We start from the raw sequence: 20,081 nt of genomic DNA on the forward strand, positions 1-20,081 counted from the left end.
GTTACTTATCATCCGGTCTGAGTGCTAAACCACCGGCTATCACATATTCCATCAGTTGAACTGGCAGTGGTGGTTGATAGTGGCGAAATGCTGTCAACATATCCCAAGAGTAGGTTCCTTCCGGTAGGGCTTCTTGCTGGTAGCTACTGTAGTAAACCGGTTGTTCAGCCATCGATGAGGCAGATAATTGACGGATAATCTGTTGTGGAGAAGCAGCGGTGTTTGCTGATATCAGATCATAAGCGAAGGGGGCATTGGCAGGAGATACCCATAGCCAACCAGATTGTTGCCTGTGTAACAGCCAGCTATCAGCGGGAACGCCGGCGTATTGTGCTATATAGCGAAGAGCACAGGGGGCAATATCAATAGCATCTGGAAATATTCCTGCTTGTGCAAGACATTGTAGCCAGAGGTTGAGATCTTTCTGGCGAGCAGCGCTGACGTAGGCGTTTTGTTCAATGATACGGTAATCCAACGCTAGCTCTCTGGTGTTAAAGGGAAATTGTTTCTCGGCACTGGCGTTGATAAACCAGCCTTGTTCCGGCTCTTTAAGATTGATATCTGGAGGTAAAATCAGACTCCTCTGCAATGTTTGCTGTACAGGTAGGGCGAGTCTGAAACTGATTTTTTTAGGTAATTCTTGGCGCCATTGATTTAAAATATCACATAATATTTCTGGCCGTTGTAAACGGCCTTCTGGCATAACCGCATCAGATAAAAGATATTGCCAGCAGTGGCGAAGCTGCCAGCCATCTCGGCGTTTTATAGCTGCGACGGCGCGAAGGGTGCCATCTTGGATGTCCAATCCGACATACCATTTTGGTGAATACATATATCGATCTCCATATCAGTAATTTTAATAAAAGACCATATTCAAGGTGCTGTGTAACCTTTATACTACGCGCCGATTGTTTATAAACCACCCGACTAACGTGGCATGGGAAATTTCAGGTGAAGTTCGTAAAGTATTTTCTAGTCTTTGTCGTGAGTTGCATTTTTCTGGGAACGGCCTCGATTTTTGGTATGTACAAATATATCGAGCCTCAGTTACCTGATGTGGCGACATTAAAGGATGTTCGATTACAGACACCAATGCAGGTGTTCAGTGCAGATGGCGAGCTTATTGCCCAATATGGTGAAAAACGCCGTATGCCTCTTGAGCTGTCCGAAATCCCACCCATTATGGTGAAGGCATTCATTGCAACGGAGGACAGTCGTTTTTATGAGCATCATGGGGTTGACCCTGTGGGGATCATCCGGGCAGCGTCTGTCGCAATGAGTTCAGGCCATGCATCACAAGGGGCAAGTACCATTACTCAGCAACTGGCGAGAAATTTCTTTCTCACTCCTGAGAAGACGTTGATGCGTAAAATCAAGGAAGTCTTTCTGGCTATCAGGATTGAGCAATTGCTGAATAAGGATGAGATCCTCGAACTCTATCTCAATAAAATTTACCTTGGGTACCGGGCTTATGGTGTCGGGGCGGCGGCTCAAGTCTATTTTGGTAAGAATGTCAAAGAGTTGACATTGAGTGAAATCGCTATGATTGCTGGTTTGCCAAAGGCGCCATCTACGTTTAACCCACTTTATTCGTATAGTCGGGCGATTAACCGTCGGAATGTGGTTCTGAGCCGTATGCTCAATGAGGGCTATATTACTCAGCAGCAATATAATCAAGCTAGAAGTGAAAAGTTGGTCGCTAATTACCATGCACCCCAGATTGCTTTCTCCGCGCCTTATTTGTCTGAGATGGTGCGTCAGGAGATGATTGAGCGTTATGGTGAGAATGCTTATACCGATGGTTATAAAGTTTACACTACGATTACCCGTAAACTTCAATTGGCAGCCGTGGATGCGGTGCGTAATAACCTCATTGATTATGATGTGCGTCATGGCTACCGTGGAGCGCAGGAAGTATTGTGGAAAGTGGGCGAACCTGCTTGGAATCGGGAACAGATTGTCAAGAAGCTTAAGACCTTGGCAAGTTATGGGTCATTAATGCCGGCTGTGGTGATCAGAGCGGGTAGTGATCAGGCGATAGTGATGTTGCCTGATGGCAGTAGTGCGGAATTGCCAATGGCGGGTGTCCGTTGGGCCAGAAAGTTCAGGTCTGATAGTGCACAGGGTGCGGTTCCTCGTAGTGTGAATGAAGTGGTTCAAGTTGGTGAACAGGTTTGGGTTCGGAAAGTAAAGGATATTTGGTGGTTGGCACAAGTGCCGGAAGTTAATGCGGCTTTGGTCTCTGTTGATCCGAATGATGGTGCTGTGAAGGCGTTGGTTGGTGGGTTTGATTTCAACTTGAGTAAATTTAACCGTGTCACTCAGTCATTACGTCAGATTGGTTCCAATATTAAACCATTTCTCTATACCGCGGCGATGGATAAAGGGCTGACATTGGCTTCATTGCTGAATGACTTACCAATTAGCCGTTGGGATGCTGGGGCCGGTACTGACTGGCGTCCGAAAAACTCACCACCAACCTATGTTGGGCCAATCCGTTTGCGTCAGGGATTAGGGCAATCAAAGAACGTTGTGATGGTGCGAGCAATGCGAGCAATGGGGGTCGATTATGCCGCTGATTACCTGCAACGGTTTGGTTTCCCGGCACAAAATATAGTACGTACAGAATCTCTGGCTTTGGGATCGCCATCATTCACACCAATGCAAATGGTACGTGGCTATTCGGTCATGTCCAATGGCGGCTATCTGATTGATCCTTACTTCATTACTAAGATTGAAAACCAAGATGGCGATGTTCTCTTTGAGGCTAAGCCTAAAATTGCGTGTCCGCAGTGCGATATTCCAGTAATTTATGGGGATACGGTACGTTCAATCGAACTTTCTGAAAACTCGATTGAGAATGTTGCTCAATCTCATGTAAGCCAGCAAGAGATATTGCCGTTACCTGAATTGGAAAGAGCGCCGGTAATTGATAGCCGTGAAGATGCGCAAGAATATGCTCCTCACGTTATCAGTACTCAGTTGGCATTTTTGATCCATGATGCTTTGAATAGCAATATTTTTGGTGAGCCGGGTTGGTCAGGTACGGGTTGGCGTGCCTCACGCGATCTGAAACGTCGTGATATTGGCGGCAAAACTGGAACCACTAACAGTTCAAAAGATGCCTGGTTCTCAGGTTATGGGCCGGATATTGTTACGACGGTTTGGATTGGCTTTGATGACCACCGTAGAAGCCTTGGCCGTACAGCAGCCGGTGGCGGTGAGGCGGGTGCAAAGAGTGCGCAGCCAATTTGGGATGACTTTATGAAAATCGCACTGGAGGGGGTTCCTGAAAAAGAAGTTACACCACCTGCGGGAATTGTTTCTGTCGTGATAGATCGTAAGACGGGTAAACTTGCTGGCGGAGGCGGGGATACCCGTAGTGAATACTTTATTGATGGAACTCAACCTACAGAGAGTGCGGTACAGGAAGTTGGCACAACTTTAATTGAGAATGGTGAAAGTCAGGAATTATTCTGATGATAAAACAGGCACAACGAAGTGCTGTTGTGCCTGTGAACTTTAACGGTGTTTTAAATATTTTTGTGCCAAAAATAGGGCGCAGACATTACGTGCTTCGTTGAAATCAGCGTGATCCAGTAATGACATCATATCTGCTATTGGCCAACGTATTTGTGATAGTGGTTCAGGTTCATCCCCTTCCAGGCTTTCTGGATAGAGATTTTCAGCAATAACAATGTTCATTTTGTTAGAAAAATAGGATGGGGCCATCGTGAGTTTGGCTAATTGTTCTATTTTTCTGGCGCCAAAGCTGACTTCTTCTTTTAATTCACGGTTAGCGGCTTCGAAGACACTTTCCCCAGGGTCGATTGCGCCTTTAGGAAAGCCCAATTCATACTGCTCAATGCCGACTGCATACTCACGAATAAGCAACAATTCATCCCCGATGACCGGGATTATCAGAACAGCTTCCCGATTGATCGGACGCATCCGTTCATAAACGCGTTTTACACCGTTACTGAATTCGAGATCAACTGACTGAATATGAAATAAACGTGAATGGGCAATGTCCTCTATGTTTAGGATCTTAGGGTTTTTCAGGTCATTCATAATTGCCCCTGATGGTTGAATAGGTTGAGTTGAGTGCCTGTGCATTATTACGTCATAAATTATTTCATTAACCTTAGATTTTATGATGAAATTAGGTACACTCCATAGCTTGACTAAATATGGCCGATTATTTTGATAAATGATAGTGATTATCGCTGGTTATTGTTGTTACTGTTATCTTTATCCTCGTTGGAAATAGATCTATGTTGTAGATAGTTTAGTGCGTGATTATATAACTGATTGTAAAATAAATTAAAAAATAAATAGAAATAACCTAATTCAGAATTTAACGTGTAGTTGCTAATTTGCAAACAACAATAGCAAGATTGTCATGGGTGTGGGGATAAAATGAGCGTAACAGTCGTTATATTGGCTATCTTGATAATTAGCCTGATTGTCATGGCTTCCTTTCTGATTTTCAAATGGAAGCTACATGATAACGCCTGTTATCTGCCTTCTGTTGCTGCGCCAACCTATCGTAAACTTAATGCTGATGAGTATCAGGCTATTGAATGTTATTTGAGTCGAGTGTTGCCGCCGGTTGTAACAGACCGTATTAATAAAACAAGTTGGCCAATTCTGATGGGTAAAAATGATATGGTTTATACTATCTGTCATTCCATTACCCGGTTTTCTGTTGCCTCGGATGAACTACATAGCTGGCGTTATTATATTGATATGGCAGAAGTTCATTTACCGTTTTTCCTTGAGCCTTTTATTAAACAGCAGAATATTATTGACGTTGTTCACACCGCGACAATACCACTGGTTATTTCGATTAATGGTCACTTTCTGAAAGATTTTCAACAGGATTTTCCTTCTGCTCCGGTAATTTCAGATGTCTCTCATCAACAGGCATCTATCCAGAAAAATGGTGAAACTAGCGTAAAATTACAAAATATCCGTAAAGAGACATTGGAAGAATACCGGTTAAATCACTCATCGGGTATTTGGGAGGGGGGGTTTTTGTGTTTTGGATTTTTCATTTGGTTTCTTGCATTACTTTCACCAACACTGCTTTTGCCGTGGCTGATGTTGATTGCAGGCAGTTTAGTCGTTGTCAGTTTTTGGCCGCTATTTTTCCCACTCTCAATATGCAGGCGTCAGGATATTCACTGTTTTACTGGTATACCAAAACGATGGGGATTATTTGGCGAATTTGAACAAGGGCAAATGAGTAATATTTCACTTGGTGGAATAGATTTGATTTATCCTTCTCATTGGGAGCCCTATGTTGCTCACTATCTTGATCAAAAAACCAATATTGATATTTACACTAACGGTCAGGTAGTCAGGCAAGGGCATTATCTCTCTTTGCATGATGAAGAGAAAAATTACCCTTATCGTCGTTATGGGAAAAATCTCATGATGATTATTAGCAGCTTGCTGATTATGTTACTGCTCTATTTTTATCAACCGGTTAGTGTACCGATGAAACTCAGTTTTGCTTGGTTGCGTGGCAGCAGCACAAAAGTCGTCACCGACGCTAGTATGATGGAAGGGATGGAATTGCGAGTTGGGGATATCCTGAAAGCAAAAGGGGTTGGTATGTGTTATATGCCCCCAAACAATATGAACGGTAAAGGCGACACCTATTTTTCTCCATTCGATTGTTCGGGGATATATTGGAATAGAGTTAATCCACTGCCAATACCAGAATCAGAAATTATAGAAAATGCAGCTAAACTGATTGCCACTGTTAATAAGCAATTACGTTTACAGGAAAATGACGATGTAATAAATCCAGACCTTGCTCAGGAGATTTTCAAATCTGGTATGATCTTATTGGATGATTTTTCTGATATTGTATTGAAAACTAAAGAATTATGTGAAAAAGAAACAGACTGTTTACGATTGAAAAATGCTTTGGTTAACTTGGGTAGTGTTAATGACTGGCTAACTTTGTTAAAGAATGCAGAAAGTGGCAAACTGGTTGATACTCATGTTTTATTGCGTCCGGCGGGTGCTGAAGCTTTGGGGAAATTAGTTGATGCAACTACATCATCATTTATCTACCGGGAAATAGATAAAGTCGCAATGCTGCTTAATAGCCCTTCTCCTGGCGGTGTTCTACTTATCAGTGATGAAGGTAAACAACTGGTTGAATATATAACGCCGGCTATCATCTCTTATGACCATAGTGCGTTGGAGCAATGGCGTGAATTACAGCGGTTATCGGATATGGTATTGCAAACACCCTTTGAGACAACGGGAATTATCACGGAATTGTCCATAGATAGTCATGGAACCCGCCGGATTGTGTTGCATAATGAACTGGATTCCATGACGCTTGCTCGTTGTATTGGCACCACTGTTTTATTCTTGGCTCTTTTTACGACCTTAATCATTAATTTTGTGCTGGTGGTTAAGAAAAATCGGCAGAACAAACAACGTCTAAACAAAATCAGTCAATATTACGATAACTGTTTTAAGACACTTTTTCCGCCTACGCGTTGGCGATAATCGACAATGGTATGTTAGTCTTTGCGTTATTTGCCAAAGCTGATAGTGAGAGGAAAGATGAAGGGTAATTCAGACTCCGATCAAGCTGTCCGTCTGGATAAGTGGCTGTGGGCGGCCCGTTTTTATAAAACACGGGCTGTTGCACGGGAAATGATAGATGGTGGTAAAGTTCACTATAATGGTCAAAGGAGTAAACCGAGTAAATTGGTTGAACCAGGGGCTGAAATTAAACTGCGTCAGGGTAATGATGAACGTATAGTTGAAGTTCTTGCCCTAAGCGGTCATCGGCGCAGTGCGCCAGAAGCGCAGCAACTTTACCAAGAGACGGAAGCGAGTATTGCTAACCGGGAAAAAATGGCAATTGCCCGTAAAATGAATGCATTAACTATGCCTCATCCTGATCGCCGACCGGATAAAAAAGAAAGACGCACGCTGATTAAGTTTAAAAACGACAAATTAAGTGGGCAGGAATAACCTGCTCGAATGAGAGATATTTATGTTTGAACAAGACCAATTACACCGCTTTTTATTTGAGAATTATTCTGTACGTGGTGAGCTGGTTTTAGCCAGTGAAACTTACCAACATATTTTGGAAAATCATGATTACCCGCAGCCGGTACAGCAATTATTGGGAGAGCTGTTGGTAGCAACCAGTCTATTAACTGCAACCCTGAAATTTGATGGTGATATTACGGTTCAGATTCAGGGAGATGGTCCGGTTAAACTGGCAGTGATTAATGGTAATCATCAGCAACAAATGCGTGGTGTCGCTCGTATTGATGGATTAGTGACTGAAAATAGCAGTTTGAAACAGATGGTTGGCACCGGCTATATGGTCATTACTATTACGCCAACTCATGGTGAGCGTTATCAGGGCGTGGTTGCGCTGGAAGGTGAAACACTGGCGGATTGCCTCGATGATTATTTCAGACAGTCTGAACAGCTACCGACTCGTCTCTTTATTCGTACTGGCATTCAAGATGGTAGAGTTGCTGCTGGTGGTATGTTGTTACAGATTCTGCCAGCGGCGGAACAGGGGAGTGCAGAAGCTTTTGATCATCTGGTGCAACTGACTGCAACCATTAAAGGTGAAGAGTTATTTTCATTGGAAGTTAAGGAGATCTTGCACCGCCTTTATCATGAAGAGGATGTCATATTATATGAACCGCAAGCGGTTGAATTCCGTTGTACTTGTTCTCGCCAACGTTGTGCTGACACATTAGTGACACTTTCCGATGAGGATGTTAACCATATTTTGCAGAAAGATGGCAACATTGATATGGAGTGTGAGTATTGCGGCACGCACTATATTTTTGATGCTGATGATCTTGCTGCAATCAGAACAGAAAAAAAGAATCGGCTCCATTGATATTCTGTCTAAACAAATTTTCTCATCTTTTTTTAAGGCGCGGATCTGCGCCTTTCTGTCAATATCCATAATACTCAGAACTACTTTTGTGCTTTTAGCTCCAGATTAAACTTAAAAAAATAGTGGGTTTTCAATTTTTTGATAACTATCGCTGTTAATTAATCATAACTATTTATTATTGCTCATAGAAAAAGCGTGACTACCCAGGAGCAATTACATGAGTGTTAAAGGTATTACCCCGCAGGAACTCGCGGACTATGGAATCCATGATGTTAATGAAATTATTTATAATCCAAGCTATGAGTTGTTATTTTCAGAAGAAACCAAACCTTCACTCGAAGGCTGCGAGAGTGGCACTCTGACCAACCTGGGGGCTGTGGCTGTCGATACGGGGATCTTCACGGGTCGTTCTCCCAAAGATAAGTACATTGTTCGTGATGATGTCACTCGTGACACCGTATGGTGGGCCGACCAGGGAAAAGGTAAAAATGATAACAAGCCATTACAGCAGGAAACATGGACATACCTGAAAGGCTTGGTAACTAAACAGCTTTCAGGCAAACGTTTGTTTGTCGTTGATGCTTTCTGTGGTGCTAATGCAGATACACGACTGAAAGTCCGCTTTATCACAGAAGTTGCGTGGCAGGCCCACTTTGTTAAAAACATGTTTATCCGTCCGTCAGATGAAGAGTTGGCTGAGTTCAAACCAGATTTTATTGTGATGAACGGTGCAAAATGCACCAACCCGCAATGGCAAGAACAGGGTTTGAACTCTGAAAACTTTGTTGCGTTCAACCTGACAGAGCGTATGCAGCTTATTGGCGGTACCTGGTACGGTGGCGAAATGAAGAAAGGGATGTTCTCTATGATGAACTACCTATTGCCACTGAAAGGTATTGCTTCGATGCACTGTTCTGCCAACGTGGGTGAGAAAGGGGACGTTGCGGTCTTCTTCGGCCTGTCTGGTACAGGTAAAACTACACTTTCTACTGATCCAAAACGTAAGCTGATTGGTGATGATGAGCACGGTTGGGATGATGACGGTGTATTCAACTTTGAAGGTGGTTGTTACGCGAAAACCATCAATCTGTCCAAAGAGGCGGAGCCTGATATCTACCATGCAATTAAACGTGATGCGTTGCTGGAAAATGTTACTGTACTGACAGATGGCTCGGTTGATTTCAATGATGGCTCAAAAACTGAAAACACCCGAGTTTCTTACCCTATCTACCATATTGAAAACATTGTTAAGCCGGTTTCCAAAGCGGGCCATGCAACTAAGGTCATCTTCCTGACTGCGGACGCATTTGGTGTGTTGCCTCCGGTATCTCGCTTGACGCCTGAACAGACTCAATATCACTTCCTATCTGGGTTTACTGCAAAATTGGCAGGTACCGAACGTGGTGTGACTGAACCAACACCTACATTTTCCGCTTGTTTTGGCGCTGCATTCCTGACTTTGCATCCAACCCAATATGCGGAAGTATTGGTAAAACGTATGCAGGCGGCAGGTGCTAAGGCTTATCTGGTGAATACTGGTTGGAATGGGACGGGTAAACGGATCTCGATTAAGGATACTCGTGGAATCATTGATGCCATCCTAAATGGTGATATTGAAGAAGCTGATACCATTACATTACCTATTTTCGATCTGGCGGTTCCGACAGCGTTGCCGGGTGTTGATACCGACATTCTTGATCCACGTAAGACTTATGCAGATAAATCTCAATGGGAAGAGAAGGCGAAAGATTTGGCTCATCGTTTTGTCGACAACTTTGATAAATATACCGATACCCCGGCGGGGGAAGCTTTAGTGAAAGCGGGTCCTAAACTGTAATTATGAATTTTTTAGCCTCATCCATTAGGGTGAGGCTTATTTGATATTTATATTGGAGGAAGGTCAAACAACAATATTTCACTATCACGGCTGGTGCTAAGTTGAAGATTGACTTCATCCCGGATAGCCAGACCATCGCTGGTGGTGGCTTTGACGCCATTAACCGTCACTTCGCCACGAATGACTTGTATCCATATGTAACGGCCTTTTTCTGCGACATATTCGGTGGCTTCGTGATCTTTAAGTACCCAACGCCATAAAGTCATATCCTGAAATACTGTCAGTGAACCATCCCGGGCATCAGGTGAGAGCACCAATTGGCGGCCTTGTACATCATCAAAGCGACGTTGTTCATAGCGCGGTGTTAAACCCGTTTTACTTGGCATGATCCAAATTTGATACAGATGCAATTGGCAATCACTGTTCGGATTATATTCTGAATGGCGAATGCCGGTACCTGCGCTCATAATTTGGAATTCACCAGCGGGTACCTGTTCTTTATTTCCTATACTATCCTGGTGTTCAACGGCGCCGGAGAGAACATAGGTCAGTATTTCCATATCCTTATGCGGATGGGTACCAAAACCTTGGCCTGCTTTGATGAAATCTTCATTAATGACTCTCAACGCTGAAAAATTCATAAAGTTGGTATCGTAATAGCTGGCAAATGAGAAGGTATGCCAGCTAGTTAACCAGCCATGATCGGCATGGCCGCGATCTGATGCTTTGCGTAAATGGATCATATTCAAATCTCCTCAATAGTTTTTACAGTTTAATTGAGAAGAGATAGCATTAAAGCTTAAAAACTTGACTTAAAAATTCAAATATTTTGAACAATAGGTGATTGGATTAATTAATAAAAAAAAGCCAGCACCCGGCTGGCTAAAGTAAACACTGGAAGCAATGTGAGCAATGTCGTGCTTTCATCTGTACCCTGAAGGCAGTTCATCTGAAAGCGATACGAATGATAATAATTATCACTATCGATTGTAAAGCGTTTTTTCTGGTCAAATATAGAATAATGGTGAGTTTAAACATTAACTATTTGATAAATAATACTATTTTTATAAATGTCGGTGTAATGTTCAAGGGAAAGAAAACCCTTTCACCGAGTCGATTTATTAGGTGGTTACTTTAGATTGTTCAGTAAATTTGACATGATATTAAGAGCCTTGACAGAGTTACCGTAAACCCTTAGCTGAGGTCTATCTGTCGAAATAATTTGATTAGGCGCTGAAACATACTTGGACAAAATAAGCTAGTGCTAGAATTTCATTTACCATAGCCAACTATTTATTTTAAGAAATGTTTTGGTGAAATAATTACGCTATAATGAATTTTAATATGCTGATCAATGCCAAATGTTCTCTAAAATTCAACTCATTCTGAATCTTTTTACTCTAATAAGCCGTTTCCTTTATATATTCTGACTGTATTTTCAACGTCATGAAAGATATCTTTTCAGGTAATTATATGTGGCATTTTTTGGCATGGATTATGTTAACAGGTTTGACTGTTTGGGGAATGATTAATCATTCACTAAATCAGAATTATCAACAACAAACAGTTTCATTTAATATTCTTTATCGAGAGATGAGTGAAAAGTTGGCACAACATGACGCTATTGTATCGCTAACGGATACTAATATCGAATTAGATCAGCTACAGGAAAACTTTCCGCAAATCGTCGGATTACAAGAGATGCCAATGAATGTATTAATCTTCCCTATAATCAGTGAAGAGGGAAAGGGAAGATATTGGCTTAATAGTAAACGTGATAGTATCCGGTTATTGATAGATCTCAATATTCTGATGAAAGATCTATCATTATTGTCACAATTTCGGATGGTACAATTGGATTGGAATAATCGCCCATTGATTACGTATGGGCTGGAGGAAGAGCACTATTTTTGGAACTGGGAGAAAAAATTAACCAATCGTTTTCAGCCTTTTGTACTTAAAGTGGGTAACGATCAACAATGGTCTAAACTTCCGTGGGGCTATATTGTTTGTTTGAGTTTTTTATGGGCAGTGATTATCTGTTTTATCTTTTTAATTCAGAAGAATAAAAGATTGAGGAAAATTTCTGATTTACGAGCACGTTTCTTTGAATTTACCCGCTTAAATACAATGGATGAAGTGGCAACGGGTGTTGTTCATGAATTAAATCAGCCTTTGACGGCGATTATGAGTTATAACCAAACCGCATTGCGGTTAATGAAAAAGCAGCAATATGATAAAATAACGCCAATACTGGATTCATCAATTCTGCAAATTCAACGCATCGCAAATTTATTAACGCAATACCGCCAAAAACTGACAGCCGGTAGTATTATTTTTCAATCTGTAAATATTCAAGCGATATTAGGTCGAGTTGAGATATTGCTAGAAAGTGAAATTAAGGCCGGTAAAATCAAGATAATAAAGCATATTTGTGATGAACTGCCAATGATATCTGCCGAGCCGTTATGGATTGAGCAAGTATTCCATAATTTAATCAGCAATGCCATTCAGGCACAGCAAGAGCGAGATCAGTTAGAATATCAAAATTGGATCTGCATCGATATTGCCTATATTAATGAAATGATAAGAATCACGATAACAGATGGTGGTCCTGGATTAAGTGATGAAGCTTTAAGAAACGTATTTATTCCATTCTTCACAACACGCCAACAAGGTATGGGGTTGGGAATGACATTAACGGAGACATTAATTCATAAACTTGGTGGTGATATTAATGCTGAAAATTGTGAAACGGGAGGAGCGCGTTTTATTATTTGGCTACCAACTAATAAATTTAAGGAGAAATAATGGCGGCAGTGATTTATCTTATTGATGATGATGAAGCGATCCGTGATTCATTATCTATGTTATTAGAAACAATGAATTGGCAGGTAAGTTCATTTCCTGGTGCGCAAGAATTTCTTGATGGAATTGATAGCGAGAATATTGCAGCGCTTCAGGGATGTATTTTATTGGATATTCGTATGCCGGGAAAACCTGGATTGGCATTGCAGGCCGATCTATTGAAACTCAATAGTACATTACCGGTCATTATTATGACTGGACACGGAAATATTGATATTTGTCGTCGTGCTTTTAAAAATGGTGCTTTCGAGTTTTTAACCAAACCTATTGATGCTGATTTGCTAATTGAAACAGTTTCAAGTGCATTATTATTTCATCAGAAAGTATTTAAGCAACGTCAGATATATGAGCAGTTGAAAACGAAATTTAGCCAATTATCTGAACGTGAAAGGGAAGTGATGAAAATTATTTTAGAGGGTAAAACCAGTAAACAAATTGCTCAACAGTTATCGTTATCGCCACGTACTATTGAGGTTCATCGTGCCAATATATTTCATAAATTGGATATACATTCTTTACCGCAGTTAGTCAAAGAGTATGAGTTATTTAAGTCATTATCTTATGACTAAGTATTTCTACTGAGTCGAATAAGTAATTGGCCGAATAGCTATAGCCGATAAATCTCATTAAGTTAAAGCACGATAATTCATCAACTTAAACTTAATGAGGTTTACCTATGAAACATTCTCTTTTCTATACTGTCTTGGCAGCAGGTCTATTCGCTCAAACAGCATTTGCTTCATCACTAATTACTGAACGTAATATTACCCTTGAGGTAGCAAACAAATTAGCTTCTGAGGCAATTCAAGCTTGTGCGGCTAATAACTACAACGTAACGGTTTCTGTTATTGATAAAAGTGGGGTTCTGAAAGCGGTTCAGCGTATGGATAAAGCCGGGTTGCATACCGTTGAAGCGAGCAAAATGAAAGCTTATACCGCGTTATCTACCCAGAGAACGTCAGAAGACGTAATGAAAACCGCACAATCAAATCTTGGTGCTCAATATTTAGGGGATATTCCAGGTTTCCTATTACTCGGTGGTGGTGTTCCTGTTAAATCTGGTGATGAAGTGATTGGTGCAATTGGTATTGGTGGCGCACCGAGTGGTTCTTTAGACCAACAGTGTGCTCTTGATGCAATTCAGAAAATTTCATCAGACTTATCTTAATAATAATGATTTATAAAATGTACAGGGGGTAACGATAATGAATTAAATCGCTATTGCTACTTATGATTTCAATATTCGTTGTATTGATATTAGGAATGTAGAATTTAGGTTTAATATCTTTCATTATCGTAATTTTCACAGGGGCAATAACTGGAATGAAGTTATTGCCTCTCATTGATTTTTTTATGGTTAATAGGTTGTATTTAGCCTCAGTTTTATTTTAAAATAGCGATTATTATAAATAAATATATTCTTGGGTAATGTATATATAATTAGTTCTGTTGTTGATTTTATAATAATATTGAAAATTAAAATACGTAGAATAGGCTATTTGGAAAGTTTTATTTATTTAATCAAATATTATTTCAATTTAGTTAGCTCTATAGATATGCTTTTGGATTATTATTCTATAGCACTATAATATCGTTATTTCTATGATTCATGTCCTGTCATTTAAATTTTTTATAAAACTCTATTATATTACGGCTCTAAACTATAATTGAAAACTAATTTTAATCTTAACAGCTTCTCATGGTGATGATCTTGGCTTTAATTAGGATGAAAATATAAATATACGTAGAAGGATGATCTTGCATGAAATATCATTTTTTAATGAAGACAGAGGTGATAGAAAAGGTAGTTATAATGTAAGCAAATAAATACATATTAAAGATATAAGAAGTTCTACATATCGAGAGATGCAATATTATATTAATTCTGCCGATTATAATTTTATTTTAGGCTATTGTTCTGGTTGCAATGATCAAACTTTACGTTTTTACTCCGGCGTAGGTCTTGTAACAAGTTACATTTATATCTAATGCAAGAAAAAACGTAGGATTAGAAGTAAAGGAATTACTTAATAATCCGGCATCACAAAAATGCTTTTTTGCAGAAATAATAAAGTTTGTGAAAATATATAAAAATGACAATGACGGTATTTGACATCATTTTAATTTGTATCTAATGAAATAATACAAATAAAATCACACTAGACTTATGTAATAAAAGATTATTACATTATTATCGTGCTCAATATCACGAAAAAGTATCTCCTCCTAACTCCTCCTCCCTCTTAGTGTCAAAACTAGGAGGATGCTGACTCATCTAAGACATTATTTAATATTTCATTCCTATTTTATTAACAATAATATCGGCGACGATTTATTTCTATTAAAAAGGTCTGATTATGGTAGCTCCCTTCTGGAAAAGGGCTTACCTGGCCCTATTAAGCAGTACATTTGTTTTTCTATTGGCAAGCTGTGATAACAATAGTTCTTTACCCGAAACCCCGGAGGAACCGATGGCGCACATCCCTAATAAAGTACCCAGTGAAGCTGCCACTGCCGACAATTTTCAGGCAGTGATCCACTTGGTGGACATTGCTAAATTAAGTCAAAGTCCGACAACAAACCGTGATTACAGTACCAACACCCTCTACTTATGGAACGATAAAAATTGTGATGCCTTGGCTTCCCCTTCATCGAGCTGGAACGACACCAATGCAACTCCCACTGGCAGCGATAGTTATGGGCCTTACTGGGTGATACCGTTAACCAAGAACGAGGGTTGTATCAATTTTATCGTGCGTGATGGTAACAACAATAAATTGATCGACAGTGATCTGAAAATCTCCTTCTCTGATTTCAAGAACCGTACCATCTCTGTGATACCCGGCAATTATCAAATCTACAGCAGTCGTGCAGCAGCCTTTAATTCCGTGTTTGGTGTTTCTCAGGCTTCGGCACATTGGGTCGACAACCAGACTTTGTTATGGTCGGGTGGAGCGGATAAGCCTTATGTCCGCTTATATTACAACCAGAATGGCAAGGTGGAAGCTAATAATGAAGGAAACTTCATCGATAGCTATCTGACGTTAACGCCGACGACTCTGAGCCAGAAGACGGCTGAGCGCTTCCCACACTTGAAGAAATTAACAGCGTTCCGTCTGCCAGAGGACACGGATGTTGATACTCTGCTTACCGGTGATCTGGTGGCGTTGGCCGCCAATGAAGCTGGCTTGCTATTGTCGGCTACTCAAGTACAAACGGCTGGTGTGCTAGACGACCGCTTCGCTAACGTTGCTGACACACTGGAATATGGAGCGCTGATCAACGATACCGGTGTTACCTTCCGTTTGTGGGCGCCTACTGCTCAGCATGTTGGGTTGGTTATCTATAATGAAAATAAACAGGTCATTGCCAATCATGCAATGAATCGTGATCCTGCTAGTGGTTCCTGGTCATGGCAAGGTGATAAAGAGCTGGTTGGTGCTTACTACCGCTATGCTTTAACGGTATACCATCCATATTCCCGTAATCTAGAGCACTACGAGGTTACTGATCCCTATTCCCACAGTTTGTCCACTAATTCGGAGTACAGCCAAGTCATCAACTTGGACGACGAAGCGCTAAAACCACAAAATTGGGATAGCGTTCTTATGCCACATTCGCAAAATACACCGGCGGATATTGCGCGTATGACCATATATGAAGCTCATGTCCGTGATCTCTCCGTTGCAGATAGCACGGTACCAGAAACTTGGCGTGGTAAGTATCTAGCTCTCACTGCTAACAACAGCGATATGTTCAGACACCTTAAGGCATTAAGTCAGGCAGGGGTGACTCATATGGAGCTGTTGCCGGTATTCGATGTGGCTTCCATTAATGAATTCAGCAATGAAGTGGCTGATCTGAATCACCCGTTTAGTCGTTTGTGCCAGGTTAACCCAAAGGTGAAAAATAGCCGCTTCGCTAATTATTGCAGTAGTTCACAGACTGTGGGTGAGGTATTGCAGACGTTGCTGCGTGGTGACAGCGCCAATAACCCGCAGGTACAAGAGCTGAATGCAATGATTGCAGAAACCGACTCCTACAACTGGGGCTACGATCCGTTTCATTACTCGGTACCGGAAGGTTCTTATGCCACTAATGCGGAAGGTTCGGTACGTATAAAAGAGTTTCGCGCCATGATTCAGGCCATCAAGCAGCAATTGGGGATGAATGTAGTCATGGATGTGGCGTATAACCACACCAATGCTGCGGGCCCTACAGACAGGTCTTCCGTGTTAGATAAGATAGTTCCTTGGTATTATCATCGCCTGAATGAAATCAGTGGAAACGTTGAATCCAATACTTGCTGTCATGATACGGCTCCAGAGCATCGCATGTTCGCTAAACTCATTGAAGACTCATTGGTGACTTGGGTTAAGGACTATAAAATCGACGCATTCCGATTTGACTTAATGGGCTATCATCCGAAGGCTCAGATTTTATCGGCGTTAGCAAAAGTACGTGCGATTAACCCATCGGTCTATTTCTTTGGTGAAGGTTGGAACTCGGGGCAGGAAGACCGTTTCGAGATCGCTTCACAGATTAATCTTAAAGGTACAGGGGTGGGTACTTTCTCTGATCGGCTACGAGATGCGGTACAGGGGGGCGGGCCGTTTGATTCCGCTGATAGCATTCGCATTAATCAGGGGGTAGGTAACGGCGCTGGAACGTTACTTAACGAAATGGCGTGGTTCGATGCTAATGAGACGCGTCATCTGGCGGATCTGATACGTCTTGGCATGGCGGGCAATTTGGCTGATTTTGTGCTGATAAATAAAGATGGGGCGGTAAAAACGGGTCGGGAAATTAACTACAAAGGCGCTATAGCCGGTTATGCCGCTGATCCAATTGAGGTGATTAATTATGTCTCTAAACATGATAACCAAACGTTGTGGGACATAATCAGCTACAAAGCTGCACGTGAGGCGAATCTGGCAACGCGAGTTCGTATGCAGGCAATATCTCTCTCCACGACATTCCTTGGACAAGGATTGGCCTTTGCTCAACATGGATCGGAGCTACTGCGCTCAAAATCTTTTACCCGCGATTCTTATAATTCCGGCGATTGGTTTAACCGTGTTAGCTACACCTACCAGGATAACAACTATGATGTTGGTATGCCGGATCAGCGTGTTGATGGCGAAAATTATGCATTGATTGAAAAAGTGAAAAATATGGTAGATAAGCCGGGTCGGACTGAATTATTACAGATGACGGCTTTTTATCAGGAATTGTTGCGCTTGCGTCAATTTTCACCACTGATGACGCTTGGTGATGGTGTATCGGTTAAACAACGTGTTGATTTTCGTAACGTTGGGCCGCATCAGCAGCTTGGGTTGCTGGTGATGACCATAGATGACGGTAATACTGCTGGTGATGACCGTGATTCGCGGTTTGACGGCTTGGTGGTGATGATTAATGCGGCTCCATATCCTGCTACAGTAAGAGATCTTAACGTCAGAGGGTTAAAGTTGAATGATATTCAGAGGGAACTGGGACACTCATCTCTGGCGGCGGGTACCAGAATTGAGAAAGATGGCACGGTCACGCTGCCGGCTTGGTCAGTAGCGGTGCTGGTTTTGCCGCAAGATGGGAAGCGCGGTACTGGTTTGCCTGTCCGTAGAAAGTAACGCATAGGAATTTTCCATTGTTTGCATCGGGGCGGTTTGTCCAGACCGCCCATATTTACTTCGAAGGATCTTCCTTTGCTGATAATAATTGAGATATTGCTTATCTCCTTATTATATTCCTGCATTATCACTCTTTATTTTTCATTATCATATTGCTGCTTTCTTCACAAAATAGATGGCCTTATAAGCTTAATTTTCCCATTGATAACAGCACTTAATCGTTATAAAAGTCAGTAATTTGTGTTGACATAGTAAAAAAATGTGATGATATGGTTTTATTCGATTGCGAATTATACAAAATTATTAGTGGTAGCTTTTTACTTATCACCACACAGAGGGAGGCAAGTTGAATTTCCAAGGGTTACAGGCAAAGTATCGCCGTCTATTTCAGGAAAGTGCTGCCTGGAAACTGTTAAGAGCTGATAATGCTCCTATAATTTTGGCATTTTTGGGGGAGTTATTTTCCGAGGATAGTGAAGTCCCTTTTAGTCGCGCCCGCGTATCACTTGATGCAGAGTTGGTACGCTGTCGTGAACTTGGCCTTTGGGAAACTGAAACGGGAGCGGGCACTTATCTCAATAAATGGATTCGGGAAGGCTGGTTGCGTGAGATGGATGACACATTAACTAAAACGGATGCCAGTGAAATTGCACTCCGTTTTAGTCAGGGGCTTGATGAACGCAATTCAGGAACCACTGCGTCTCATCTTCGAATTGTACAGGAAGCGGTCAGGGACTTTGCAGTAGCGATTAGCCCAAATGCCGATGAGCGAGTCGCGCTTTTGGAAGATAGAAAATCCGAGATCCAGAGAGAGATTGATGCTCTGAGAGCTGGTGTTGTGACCGAATTAACTGAGGCTGAGCAGCGGGAAAGAATTCGTGAAATTTACCAACTGGCTTCTGTTTTAACAGGTGATTTTCGTCGTGTTGAAGATGAAATTCGCCAACTGGATCAGGAAATTCGTATTCAAATTATTGAGGGAGACTCCACCAGAGGGGATGTGCTTCTCTCTGTTTTAGAAAAAGAAGCGCTATTGGCTAAAACGGATGCCGGTAGTGCGTTTGAAAGTTTTTTTGATTTGTTATGTGATCAAAATAGAACTATGGAGCTACGAGATCAGCTTCGAAGTATTTTAAGTCGTCCGGTCGCAGAACACTTAAGTACCCAACAGCGGCAATTCTTAAGTCAGCTCATGAGAGAACTGAGCCGCGAGAGTGACCGAGTTTTTCAAATCAGGCGAAGAACGGAAGAGAGTTTGCGTGCATACATAGAGAGTGGCACGGCTCAAGAAAATCGTGCTGTTGATAGATTGCTTGGACAATTGGAACGACTCGCCATTGAATTGAAGAACTCAGGTTATGACTTGCAAACGGCGACAACTCTGTCACTGCCCGTTGGCGCGGCAAGTATTAGCTCTCCTGAAAGCATGCTGCTTAAATCACCTGATGAAAAGTTGGATACTTCAGGTGCCGAAGAACAGCTCAACTCTCGGGAACCGAGTATGCAAATGCTGGATTGCCTTGATGTTGTCCAAATTCGATTAATCGCTGAGAGGACGTTAGCAACGTTAAAAGAGTTTGGTCCAATGACGATTGGGTCTATTGCAGATTATCAGCCGATTAATTCAGGATTGGAGGAGTTAGTTGCCTATTTGCGAGTGGCTAAATCTGTCGGGGCTGCATCATTGGAAGAAAAGGAATCAATTGAAATCAGCGATAAACGGGGAGTTCGCTTGCGGGCGTCTATACCTACTTTCCTGTTGAGTGCCGACCTGTTTCCAGACAGTTTGGATGAATTGGTTCTTTAAATGGTGAAGAGAAAGTGGCTGTAGATTTATATAGTG

The 20,081-nt window shown here is 41.6% G+C and carries 14 protein-coding genes; 11 read left to right on the plus strand and 3 right to left on the minus strand.

Annotation, left to right across the window (positions count from 1 at the left end; translation table 11 throughout):
• Nucleotide 1: 1 nt before the first annotated feature.
• Nucleotides 2-832 (minus strand): pilus assembly protein PilM, encoded by an 831-nt coding sequence (gene pilM, locus EAE90_RS02075; protein WP_214052063.1) that lies wholly within the window; start codon nt 830-832, stop codon nt 2-4.
• Between the two features lie 119 nt (nt 833-951).
• Between pilM and mrcA the strand changes: the two genes are divergently transcribed.
• Nucleotides 952-3,480, plus strand: a complete 2,529-nt coding sequence (gene mrcA, locus EAE90_RS02080) for a peptidoglycan glycosyltransferase/peptidoglycan DD-transpeptidase MrcA (protein WP_214052064.1) — start codon at nt 952-954, stop codon at nt 3,478-3,480.
• A 42-nt stretch (nt 3,481-3,522) separates the two neighbouring features.
• Here mrcA and nudE read toward each other — a convergent pair whose 3' ends face one another.
• Nucleotides 3,523-4,071, minus strand: coding sequence for an ADP compounds hydrolase NudE (nudE, locus tag EAE90_RS02085; protein WP_214052065.1), 549 nt, complete (start codon nt 4,069-4,071; stop codon nt 3,523-3,525).
• 348 nt (nt 4,072-4,419) lie between these two features.
• Here nudE and EAE90_RS02090 point away from each other — a divergent pair, with 348 nt between their 5' ends.
• The 4 genes from EAE90_RS02090 to pckA all read left to right on the plus strand — a co-directional run bounded on the left by EAE90_RS02090 (nt 4,420) and on the right by pckA (nt 9,740).
• A complete protein-coding gene (locus EAE90_RS02090; RefSeq protein WP_214052066.1) occupies nt 4,420-6,534 on the plus strand; it encodes an intracellular growth attenuator family protein in 2,115 nt (704 codons plus the stop codon).
• Between the two features lie 57 nt (nt 6,535-6,591).
• Complete coding sequence (gene hslR, locus EAE90_RS02095; protein WP_214052067.1) at nt 6,592-7,008, plus strand: ribosome-associated heat shock protein Hsp15; 417 nt, start codon at nt 6,592-6,594, stop codon at nt 7,006-7,008.
• Between the two features lie 22 nt (nt 7,009-7,030).
• Nucleotides 7,031-7,903: an Hsp33 family molecular chaperone HslO gene (gene hslO / locus EAE90_RS02100; protein WP_214052068.1), complete on the plus strand. Its 873-nt coding sequence runs from the start codon at nt 7,031-7,033 to the stop codon at nt 7,901-7,903.
• A gap of 217 nt (nt 7,904-8,120) precedes the next feature.
• On the plus strand, nt 8,121-9,740 hold the full coding sequence (gene pckA / locus EAE90_RS02105) for a phosphoenolpyruvate carboxykinase (ATP) (protein WP_214052069.1): 1,620 nt from the start codon (nt 8,121-8,123) through the stop codon (nt 9,738-9,740).
• 47 nt (nt 9,741-9,787) lie between these two features.
• Here the strand turns inward: pckA and EAE90_RS02110 are convergent, their stop codons facing one another.
• The gene (locus EAE90_RS02110; RefSeq protein ID WP_214052070.1) at nt 9,788-10,483 is read right to left on the minus strand and encodes a pirin family protein; all 696 of its coding nucleotides are present in this window, start codon (nt 10,481-10,483) and stop codon (nt 9,788-9,790) included.
• Between the two features lie 730 nt (nt 10,484-11,213).
• Between EAE90_RS02110 and EAE90_RS02115 the strand changes: the two genes are divergently transcribed.
• The 6 genes from EAE90_RS02115 to EAE90_RS02140 all read left to right on the plus strand — a co-directional run bounded on the left by EAE90_RS02115 (nt 11,214) and on the right by EAE90_RS02140 (nt 20,045).
• Nucleotides 11,214-12,551 (plus strand): sensor histidine kinase, encoded by a 1,338-nt coding sequence (locus EAE90_RS02115; protein ID WP_246550248.1) that lies wholly within the window; start codon nt 11,214-11,216, stop codon nt 12,549-12,551.
• A complete protein-coding gene (locus tag EAE90_RS02120) occupies nt 12,551-13,177 on the plus strand; it encodes a response regulator transcription factor (RefSeq protein ID WP_214052072.1) in 627 nt (208 codons plus the stop codon). Before EAE90_RS02115 ends, EAE90_RS02120 begins: the two co-directional genes overlap by 1 nt.
• A gap of 107 nt (nt 13,178-13,284) precedes the next feature.
• Complete coding sequence (locus EAE90_RS02125; RefSeq protein WP_214052073.1) at nt 13,285-13,776, plus strand: GlcG/HbpS family heme-binding protein; 492 nt, start codon at nt 13,285-13,287, stop codon at nt 13,774-13,776.
• A gap of 674 nt (nt 13,777-14,450) precedes the next feature.
• On the plus strand, nt 14,451-14,597 hold the full coding sequence (locus EAE90_RS24590) for a hypothetical protein (RefSeq protein ID WP_422615972.1): 147 nt from the start codon (nt 14,451-14,453) through the stop codon (nt 14,595-14,597).
• A gap of 368 nt (nt 14,598-14,965) precedes the next feature.
• Nucleotides 14,966-18,238, plus strand: coding sequence for a pullulanase-type alpha-1,6-glucosidase (gene pulA / locus EAE90_RS02135; protein ID WP_214052075.1), 3,273 nt, complete (start codon nt 14,966-14,968; stop codon nt 18,236-18,238).
• Nucleotides 18,239-18,584: 346 nt separating this feature from the next.
• A complete protein-coding gene (locus EAE90_RS02140; protein WP_214052076.1) occupies nt 18,585-20,045 on the plus strand; it encodes a DUF3375 domain-containing protein in 1,461 nt (486 codons plus the stop codon).
• Nucleotides 20,046-20,081: the final 36 nt, after the last annotated feature.

The sequence above is a fragment of the Photorhabdus caribbeanensis genome (genome assembly GCF_018448885.1).
Taxonomy (GTDB): Bacteria; Pseudomonadota; Gammaproteobacteria; order Enterobacterales; family Enterobacteriaceae; genus Photorhabdus; species Photorhabdus caribbeanensis.